This is a genomic window from Trinickia sp. (genome assembly GCF_051961175.1).
In the GTDB taxonomy this organism is placed as follows: domain Bacteria; phylum Pseudomonadota; class Gammaproteobacteria; order Burkholderiales; family Burkholderiaceae; genus Trinickia.
On sequence record NZ_JBQCDN010000065.1, the window covers coordinates 1 to 9314 of the forward strand.

General features: G+C 58.5%; 8 protein-coding genes. 6 read left to right on the plus strand and 2 right to left on the minus strand.

Annotated features, from left to right (window positions below):
- Both ACTHL0_RS03545 and ACTHL0_RS03550 read right to left on the minus strand, forming a co-directional pair.
- Positions 1 to 707 (minus strand): cyclic nucleotide-binding domain-containing protein (locus ACTHL0_RS03545; RefSeq protein WP_440565208.1); only part of this gene is annotated, 707 nt, incomplete at its 3' end.
- An 887-nt stretch (positions 708 to 1594) separates the two neighbouring features.
- On the minus strand, positions 1595 to 2326 hold the full coding sequence (locus ACTHL0_RS03550) for a potassium channel family protein (RefSeq protein WP_440565209.1): 732 nt from the start codon (positions 2324 to 2326) through the stop codon (positions 1595 to 1597).
- Positions 2327 to 2680: 354 nt separating this feature from the next.
- On the opposite strand from ACTHL0_RS03550, the gene ACTHL0_RS03555 reads away from it, so the two are divergent.
- The 6 genes from ACTHL0_RS03555 (at position 2681) to ACTHL0_RS03580 (ending at position 9133) form a co-directional block, all read left to right on the plus strand.
- Complete coding sequence (locus tag ACTHL0_RS03555) at positions 2681 to 4234, plus strand: sensor histidine kinase (protein WP_440565210.1); 1554 nt, start codon at positions 2681 to 2683, stop codon at positions 4232 to 4234.
- A complete protein-coding gene (locus ACTHL0_RS03560; RefSeq protein ID WP_440565211.1) occupies positions 4231 to 4647 on the plus strand; it encodes a response regulator in 417 nt (138 codons plus the stop codon). Before ACTHL0_RS03555 ends, ACTHL0_RS03560 begins: the two co-directional genes overlap by 4 nt.
- A 48-nt stretch (positions 4648 to 4695) precedes the next feature.
- On the plus strand, positions 4696 to 6168 hold the full coding sequence (locus tag ACTHL0_RS03565; protein ID WP_440565212.1) for a response regulator: 1473 nt from the start codon (positions 4696 to 4698) through the stop codon (positions 6166 to 6168).
- Positions 6158 to 6799 (plus strand): response regulator, encoded by a 642-nt coding sequence (locus ACTHL0_RS03570; protein ID WP_440565213.1) that lies wholly within the window; start codon positions 6158 to 6160, stop codon positions 6797 to 6799. The genes ACTHL0_RS03565 and ACTHL0_RS03570 overlap by 11 nt, the downstream gene beginning before the upstream one ends.
- Positions 6800 to 8055: 1256 nt before the next feature.
- Entirely contained in the window at positions 8056 to 8718 is a 663-nt protein-coding gene (locus ACTHL0_RS03575; protein WP_440565214.1) for a hypothetical protein, read from the plus strand.
- A 121-nt stretch (positions 8719 to 8839) separates the two neighbouring features.
- Positions 8840 to 9133, plus strand: a complete 294-nt coding sequence (locus ACTHL0_RS03580) for a hypothetical protein (protein ID WP_440565215.1) — start codon at positions 8840 to 8842, stop codon at positions 9131 to 9133.
- Positions 9134 to 9314: the final 181 nt, after the last annotated feature.

Consider the following 9314-nt stretch of genomic DNA (forward strand, 5'->3'; position numbering starts at 1 on the left):
AAACATTTGATCAGCCCGAGCGCGCTCAATCTGGAGAATCCTCGACTGACGGTTTCGAGTGTCATGCCGAGATGAGCGCCGATTTCATCGCGGGTCATGCGCAAAACAAACTCGTGCGCGGAATACCCACGCTCGCAGTAGCGCTTGGACAAATTGAGCAAGAACGCCACCAGCCGCTCGACGGCAGGCATTCGACCGATCAGCATCAGCATTGCCGATTCCCGCACCAACTCCCGGCTCATCACTTTGTGAAGGTGAATGCTCAGGGCGAGATCGTGCTCGGCAGCCGCGGTAAGCGCTTTGAACGGCAGGCTGCAAACGATGCTGTCTTCGAGGGCAACGGCATCGAACGCATGATGTCCGGTTCCAACGCCATCTAGCCCCATGAACTCGCCGGCAATCGGGAACCCGATAATCTGTTCACGCCCCTCATTATCGATGGCTACCGTCTTGAACGAGCCGACCTTGGCGACGTAGAGATGACGGAAGGCCTCGCCGGCGCGAAAAATCGCTTCTCCTTGCTTGACCCGGCGATGGTTGCCGAACACACTCTTGAACGCGACTGAATCGCCGCGGTTGAAATCATCGGGCATACAGAATCGTCGCGAACTGCAACGCGCGCATTCGCTGTGATCGGCAATGCCTGCGGCCCAAGCCATGAATTGACGCTCAGGCCTTCCAATTTCGTCAACTGTGATCGTTTGCATGTCGCTGCTCCCAAGAGGCGAAGATCGTTCAACGGTCGGCAGACGTTTTCGGCTTCATCTACCGCTGTTGGGAAGCATTCTCCGTTGCCTGTGGCACTTGGCATATCGGCGATTCATGTCTGCTTACGTAGGCGATCCCCTACACAGCTCGCGCGAGTCACAGTTTCGATGGTTTCGATATCTTCGCCAGCGCACCATGCACGCGCTGACGAATGATCTGCTGATAGCAGCGAGCCATGGAATGGCTCGTGGCTGCGCACCGCGTGTCGCGCATAAAAAGACGTTTGCGTCACGCGCTCGATTTGGCGCTTGTCGACCCTTTCAATTCAATTGTTGAGCAAAAACGCGTTATCAACGCATAAGGTCGTGATGGGTCACTGCTGGAAGTCGATCCTCAAATCCACTACTGGCGAGCGATAAGCAAGTCCACTTGTAGTCGAAGCCCTACGACCGCATCGACGAACTACTACGCAATTATCAGTCCGACCTGATTTCGCTTCCCAGTTGCCCAAACAATAATGGTTTCACGGACTTGCGATGCGACATCTCGCCGCAGTCCGAACGAAATTGGGAGCAGGCAATGAACGGCAGCGACATATCCCTTCGGTCACTCGTGGACAAGTGGCTTGCGCCGACGCCTTCGATGCCGGCACACGTCACCCAGTTCGGTCGCGTGCTGGCCACGCATAGCCGCTATGTGCGGATCGACGCACGCACTTCAGGCGGCCCGCTTACGATTGTCTTCTTCAAGCACGGCGACGGCTCTTGGTGCGTATTTCCGCCCCTGCGGACAACGCCTATGATGAGCCCGAATCGCGTTGCGCATTGAAAGCCCGATCATGCCATGCGAAAAACCGTCGCGAATGACATATTCGCGCTGAATCATTTCACATCATTGAGTCGTCATCGGATTTTGCGCGCCTCGCCGGCACTGCGTTGCGCATTTCGTCGAGTTCCTGGCGCAACTGCGCTATGTCCCCACGCAGCGCCTTGATGTCGCGATGCATTTCTTGGCGCAAGGCGCGCTCTTCATCTTCGACGAACAGCGCGGCGAGGCTTGCGAACGCAAGTGAAAGCATGCCGTAGCCGAGAATGACCACGAATACCGCAAACACGCGCGAGGCCGGCGTTGTCGGCGCGAGGTCGCCATAGCCAACCGCTGCGCTGCTTTCAAACGCGAGCCATAGTCCGTCCGAATAACTGTGCACTTTAGGCTCTAGCCAGTCGAACCCAACGCCTGCCAATAGCAACATAATCAGTCCTGCGAGCAGCAGCATCGGAATCCGACTGCGCTCGACATAGCGGTGAAGCGCAACCACGATGCGAAGGGCGACGACCGCAACGAACGCGAGACGAAGTCCCCATTCGATGGACGGCCACGGCGTCTCTCCGCCGATGATGCTCAAGGTCGCACCACAAGCAAGCGCCGCGTCGAAACGATTCCGATCAATGAAGCGCATGGGCTTTCGGCTGACGTATGCAGTCCAGGCAAGCGCGCCCGTACATGCCACGGCCATGCCCGCGTAGAGCCCCTTTCCGCAAATCAACCAGGCTTTCGAAGCGGAGAGCAATTCCATGTAAAACGCGGGAATTGCCATCAGGCAACCGGCGAGCACCATCCAGCGTGCACGCGCCCACGCGTGCGACGCGCGAGTGCCGTCGTGTACGTCCGCACCGCAAAGCCCCAACTTTTCCCAACCGCTACTTTTCATGAAAATCCGTCACGAGTCTTGTGCGCTTGCTTAAATCTGCTTAAATAAGGTCCGTCCGCTCAATGTTTCCGTCGTTGGTAAGAAGCGTGCACCCACCCGCGTCAGGGATGTGGCGGTCCACCGCCAGGCGCAAACTTGCGTTGAGGCTCACTGTATGCGGCACGGCACATGGATGCTTGATGCGGGTCAATCACGCAGGGGAGCGCGCGTTCGCAGGGCGGCGCGCATTGCTTGAATGCAACGACACGCTCGACTGCTAATATGGCTCCATCCCGAGAGTCGGGCGTCTGGGCACGCCCGAATACCCCCGAAAAAGGGGGACATCCTGGAATCGCAGAGATGGAAAATCACATCCTCGAAGGGCAAACACTGGATTGGCTCCTCAGTTCGGCAGCCGATGCGTTGATCATCATCGATCGGGATGGCCGGATCGTGCTTGCGAATCGGCCGGCCGAGCGCATGTTTGGCTATCCGAACCAGGGCATGATCGGGCAGATGCTTGAAGTCCTCATCCCGGAGCGATTTCGCCGCACCCACGTCGCCGAGCGCACGAATTATTTCTCGCAACCGCGGGCCCGTCCGATGGGCGTGGGAATGGAACTGCGCGGTCAACGCAACGATGGCGTTGAGATTCCAATCGAGGTTAGCCTGTCACCGCTCGAGACCGATCGTGGATTGAAACTTGTCATGGCAACGATCCATGACGTCTCGCTACGCAAGCGAGCCGAACAGGCGGTACTCGATAGCGAAGTGCGCATGCGCGCCATCGTCGATACCGCTGCGGACGCCATTATTACGATTCATGGGACCGGTGTCATCGAGCGCGTCAATCCGCGAACTGAACAACTCTTCGGCTACAGCGGCGAAACGCTGGTCGGAAAAAACATTGACTTGCTGATGCCCGCGTTGTTGCACGCATTGTCCAAAGCTGAACTGGTGGGAGGAACGCGCCGCGAACTCACGGCCAATCGCGCTGACGGTTCGCAATTTCCCGTCGAGCTTTCGTTATCGGAGTTCCAGCTAGGGGCCAGCCGCATGTTCACGGTGATGGCACGGGACATCACCGAACGCCAGGAAAGCGAAGAGAGGCGGCGAGCATTGATGCAGGGAATGACAGCGGCCAACGAAGAACTGACCAACTTCGCCTACGTCGTATCACATGACCTGAAAGCGCCGCTGCGTGGCATTGCCTCGCTGGCGGACTGGCTATCCCAGGACTACGCGGACAAGTTCGATGCGCAAGGCCGCGAACACATGCGGCTCTTGATCCGCCGGGTGCATCGTATGAGTGCGCTCATCGATGGCATCCTCGAATATTCACGCGCCGGGCGCATCAAGGAAACGTCGATGCGGCTGGATATGAACGCACTGATGCGCGAAATCGTCGACCTATTAGCGCCTCCTTCCAGCATTCAAATTCTCGTCGCAACGCCGTTGCCCATCCTGACCGCGGACAAGACGCGTATTCAGCAGGTTCTTCAAAACCTTTTGTCTAACGCGATCAAATACATGGATAAGCCGGCCGGGCGGATTCGCGTCGATTGCGTCGAGCAGGACGAGGTGCTCCTATTTTCGGTCTCGGATAACGGGCCCGGCATCGAGAAACGGCACTTCGAACGGATCTTTCAGCTGTTCCAAACGCTGGCGCCTCGGGATCAGGTTGAGAGTACGGGTGTTGGACTAGCATTAGTGAAGAAGATCGTCGAGATGTACGGCGGGCGCGTCTGGGTCGAGTCTGAAGTAGGGACAGGCAGCACTTTCTTTTTCACTCTGCCGCGGCAGATGCTCGCGGCGCGAACCGAGGACAGAGCATGAAGGCCCCTAACAAGCCCATCCTCATCGTCGAAGACGATGACGTTGACGTCATGACGATGCAGCGCGCCTTCAAAGAGATCCACGTCCCCAACCCTGTCGTGCGACAGGAAAACGGCGAGCTGGCGATCGAATACCTCTACGATCGGCGCAATGCGACGCCCTGCATCATCTTGCTCGACCTCAATATGCCTGTGATGAACGGCATCGAATTCCTGGAAGTCGTCAAGCGCGATGAGACGCTGCGGCGAATTCCAGTGGTGGTGGTCACGACGTCGAAGGAGCAAGAAGACAAAGTCAACAGTTTCAATTTCAGCGTCGCCGGTTATATGGAAAAACCCGTTGATTACCGCCGATTCGTCGACGTCGTGCGCTCGATCGACGTGTACTGGTCGCTCAGCGAACTGCCGGCATGATAACCGCGACAACCGTGCGCCGACGGTGATTGCCTCAAGGGCGTGAGCATGCAGCACGAGATCAAGATCTTGCTGGTCGAGGACGATCTGGTGGATCGAATGGCGTGCAAGCGTGCGCTCGCCGCGGATCGCGAGCGTCGGTATGTCATTTTCGAAGCCACCACGGCCAAGGAAGGGTTGCAGTTGGCCGCGGCGCATCGCCCTGATTGCATCTTGCTCGACTACAGTCTGCCGGACCAGAACGGGCTCGAGTTTCTGGAAGCGTTGACAACAGGGGATGGCGAAATCCCCATCCCTATCATGGTGTTGACCGGCGGCAACAGCGCTGCGCTGGCGGTGGAATTGATGCGCCGCGGCGCGCGCGACTATTTGACGAAAGACGCCGATCGGCATTACCTGGAGCAAGTTCCGGCGGCCATCGAGCGAATGCTCAACGCTCAGCGATTGCTCGAAGAGAAACGCCAAGCCGAGGCAAGATTTCGCACGCTCGTTGAACAGATACCGGCCATCACATATATCTGGTCTTCCGCCGACGACCGGGTCACGTACGTCAGTCCGCAAATTGAAATGCTGGGCTTTTCTGCTGAAGAATGGCTATCCGGCCCGCCATTTCACGAAACGTATCTGCATCCCGACGACCGTGAGCGCGTTCGGCAAGCGGTCGCGGTTAGTCGTCGAGAGGGGGGGCCGCTGCGCGTCGAATACCGGTTGATCGCTAAGAACGGCGACGTATTTTGGCTCCGAGAAGAGGGACAAATCGTCAAGGATGGTTCGCTGCGGCCACCTTTCCAAGGCATTCTCCTCGATGTCACGCAAAGCAAGCTCGCCGAACAAACGTTGCAGCAATCGCAAGCCGAACTCCGTTCCCTCGCCGCTCACCAGGAGAACATCAAGGAAGAGGAGCGCAAGCGCATCGCCCAAGAGATTCATGATGAGCTAGGCAGTCTTTTGACGGGAATCAAGGCCTATGTGTCGGTATCCGTGGAAAGATCGGTTCAGGCAGGCGGATCGGCCGACGCGCTCCTAATCGACGCAACTCACCTCGCCGACGAGGCAATCGGCGCGGTCCGCCGAGTCATCACCGATCTGAGACCGAGCGTCCTCGATCAGTTAGGGGTATGGGAAGCCATGAGGTGGTACAGCACCCAAGTCCAGGCTCGATCGGATCTTGTTTGCGATTGCACGATCGACGCGACTTTATCGGCCTTACCGATCGACGCGGAGGTGAGCACGGCGATTTTTAGAATCGTCCAGGAAGCACTCACCAATGTCGTGCGACATGCGGATGCCTCCTTCGCGTCCGTCCGCGCGGAGGCAAAGAATGACGAGATCGTCATCGAGGTCAAGGACGACGGCAAAGGAATGGGCAGCGACGGTCCCGTCAGCGGACGATCCTGGGGCATTCTAGGCATGCATGAGCGCGCGCGGCGCTTCGGCGGCAGCTTGACTATTTCGGGGCAGGCAGGACTTGGCACCACTGTCGAGCTCAGAATCCCGATCAGGAGCGGGCATGGCGACTAAAACGATCACGGTGCTGCTTGTCGATGACCATACGGTCGTGCGCAACGGCGTGCGCCTCATGCTGAGTTCCGCGCCTGACATCGAAGTAGCCGCCGAGGCAACGTCAGCCGTGGAGGCCATTCAAGCGATAAACGCCCAACGGTTCGATGTAGCATTGGTCGACATCGCCCTACCCGGGAAGAACGGGCTGGACTTACTCAAAGGCTTGAAAATTAGTCATCCAGCGCTTGCCGTATTGATTCTGAGCACGTACGCCGAGGAGATCTATGCGATGCGCGCCCTGAAACTCGGCGCTTCCGGTTACCTGACCAAAGATAGCTCGGCGGCGACGCTCATCGAGGCCATTCGCAAGGTGTCGGCGGGCGGAAAATACGTGAGCCCGTCGCTTGCAGAACGATTCGCGACCGTCATTGGAGGCAAGACGGGTTGCACGCACGAGGTGCTGTCGGACCGCGAGCTCGAGGTGATGAAGTTGCTCGCACGCGGCGAGAGCCTTATTCACATCGGAGATCGGCTCCATCTCAGCCCGAAGACCGTGTCGACCTATCGATCGCGCATCCTCGAAAAGATGGGGCTGGGTAGCAACGCCGAACTGACCCGGTATGCCTTGGAGAATGGGCTTCTCAGTTGAGCGACCATGGAGCGGTCGAGATGAGTTTTCGCGCAAAGCGGGAGGCAATCGTGACTGCGTGACCAGCGCATTATCCGTTGATGGTGCCGAGCGCGTCACGCGTTTTCGACAAAAGCGCTTCTTGGCGCACAGGACGAAGCGAGGGAAAGCGGTCTCGGTGCACCGCCAGGCTCGTTAAGCGAGCAAGCAACGCTCGAAAAATTCTTGCTGGAAGCACCACAGACGCGATATGCCGACTTTCGCGCCGCTCTCGATGACCGAATCGAGGCCGTCGAACGAGCGACGGCGCAAATCAGTAGCTGGCTGCACACGCCGCCGCGCTTTGCGACGAAGCGCGATAGCGCCGTCTGAGCATGCAATCACTACTCAGAGAAGGATCAGAGTTTTTTCCATGCCAGGATCGGGAAAGTCACGCCTTAGCTGTCGTGAACGTTACGTTCGTCGCTGGACGCTGATATTCGCCGCGAGACATCTTCAGCGAATCTCATCGCATCGACAATTCACGCATCGTGCCGCTCTTGCGGCTTTTTAACCCGAACTTGGGAGGAGCCGGTGAAGACCCAAACAGTGCGCCCCAGACGCGTATCGCGGGTGCTGCTGCTCGCGATCGCGTGCCTATTCGTGTTTTTCTCTCGGCCGATTCGCTCGGATCGACATGATTTGGTCGTGCGATGGCGACATGCCGATCCTTCCGCACTGCGAGCGGCGGGATTCGATTTGCGTCGATTCGATCAGAGGGAGTGGCCATGAGCAACAAGATCGCGAGAGCGTTCGCGTCTATCACCAGCGCATTTTCGCGTGGGCCGAGTAAGCCGCCCGCTGCGTCGGGAAAGGCTGGCGCGCTGCGGCCCGCCACGAATTCGGCACTACAGGACCTCTCGGCGCGTAAGGGCGCTATGGCTGCCGGAGCACCGTCTCTCACGAAAGGCGACGCCCGGAAACGTATATCGGCTCACGATTTGTCGCATGCCATCGCCGCGGCGCAAGCCCGCTCGCAGGCGAGGACAGCGGCGCGCATCAAGGCATTGCCTACCCCGGCGCTGCCGCTCGATGTTCAAATGCGATTCAACGCGCTGAAAGCTGGCGCGCCGAAACTCGGGAGTGGCGGATCTGCCCTCAAGCGCGAGCCGACTCAAGGCTTGCCGAAAGACCTTCAGTCACGATTCGATGCACTAAAGGCTGGCACGCCGAAGCCTGGCGCAACCGGCGGCACGCTCAAGCGAGAACCGGCCGATGAGTCGCCGGAGGGCCTTCAAATGCGATTCGACGCACTGAAGGCAAGTATGCCCAAACCCTCGAGCGGTCGTGCCTCGCTCGAACGCGAGCCGGAGGCGGAAAAGGTTGAAAAGGCCGACTCGGGCGCGTCGCAACCGACATCGCACGATATGGGCACGTCTGTATCGGCGCATGCTGATGCGGGTTCGGCGACGCAGCCCGAAAAGGCATCCGGCGATGAATCGGCGAAACCGCTTGAATCATCCGTATCGAACGAGGCGCCTGCCAGCCATTCGGTAGAGTCTGGGAAGACCGAAGGTGGCGAGCCAGAAGATGCGAAGGCTGACGGTGCGAAGGCCGACGGTGCGAAGGCCGACGGTGCGAAGGCCGACGATGCGAAGGCTGACGGTGCGAAGGCCGACGATGCGAAGGCTGACGGCCCTAAGGCTGAAAGCGCCAAGGTAGAGGAGGTAAAGACCGAGCCTCAAGAACCCCACGAAGAGCTGGCCGGCCTTGCAGGCAAAGTAAACGACCATGTCAACAATATGCACCAGGCAGCTGCTGCCCATCCGTCAGAGCAAGAACAGTTGATGATGCAGGAAATGGCGGAGCTGCACCAGGTGGCGATGCTGATCTCGCAGATGTTGGCTCGCCTTATCCAGCGCTCAGGCGAAGCGCTGCTTGCTATCACGCGGTCTGCGTAAACCAGGATCGGCCAGAAGGAAGCGGCAATTCTGTTCCATCGCCGTTTCGCGACACCGGGCGCGCTCTGACGAAGGTCGGACGCGCCTCTTCTTTTGAGGCAGCGAAAGACACGCTTGCGCAATGACAGGCGCGGAAATGAGGCTTGTGTCGACGGCGGCAGCGGACTGTTATAGGCGTTATGAGCGGAATCAGAAAAAACCGAGAAAGCCGAGAAAGCCGAGAAAGCCGAGAAAGCTGAGAAAGCTGAGAAAGCTGAGAAAGCTGAGAAAGCTGAGAAAGCTGAGAAAGCTGAGAAAGCTGAGAAAGCTGAGAAAGCTGAGAAAGCTGAGAAAGCTGAGAAAGGAGAGCGGGGGATTGACTACGGCCCAGCTTGCGGAGGCTGTCGGAGGAAGAACGAAAGAGGAAGGTCTATGACGGATAGAACCGGCTTGCGGTACCCGCGATACAGCGGTGAAAGTGGGTGCGCCCCGCGCGGCGCGAAGACGCACCCGAATAACGCTTAACCTTGCGTCAGGCTCTTTGCGTTCTTCGGACCGGCTTCTTCGAGCTGATCCTTGGCTGCGTCGTTGTTGAGCGCGTTTTCCATTTGCGTGGC

Bases quoted from the DNA above. Each gene is read 5' to 3' on its own strand.
- ACTHL0_RS03560 (WP_440565211.1), top strand. From the start codon at position 4,231: ATGAAGGCCCCTAACAAGCCCATCCTCATCGTCGAAGACGATGACGTT.
- ACTHL0_RS03550 (WP_440565209.1), bottom strand. From the start codon at position 2,326: ATGGTGCTCGCCGGTTGCCTGATGGCAATTCCCGCGTTTTACATGGAA.
- ACTHL0_RS03570 (WP_440565213.1), top strand. From the start codon at position 6,158: ATGGCGACTAAAACGATCACGGTGCTGCTTGTCGATGACCATACGGTC.
- ACTHL0_RS03565 (WP_440565212.1), top strand. From the start codon at position 4,696: ATGCAGCACGAGATCAAGATCTTGCTGGTCGAGGACGATCTGGTGGAT.
- ACTHL0_RS03580 (WP_440565215.1), top strand. From the start codon at position 8,840: ATGACAGGCGCGGAAATGAGGCTTGTGTCGACGGCGGCAGCGGACTGT.
- ACTHL0_RS03555 (WP_440565210.1), top strand. From the start codon at position 2,681: ATGGCTCCATCCCGAGAGTCGGGCGTCTGGGCACGCCCGAATACCCCC.
- ACTHL0_RS03575 (WP_440565214.1), top strand. From the start codon at position 8,056: ATGCGATTCGACGCACTGAAGGCAAGTATGCCCAAACCCTCGAGCGGT.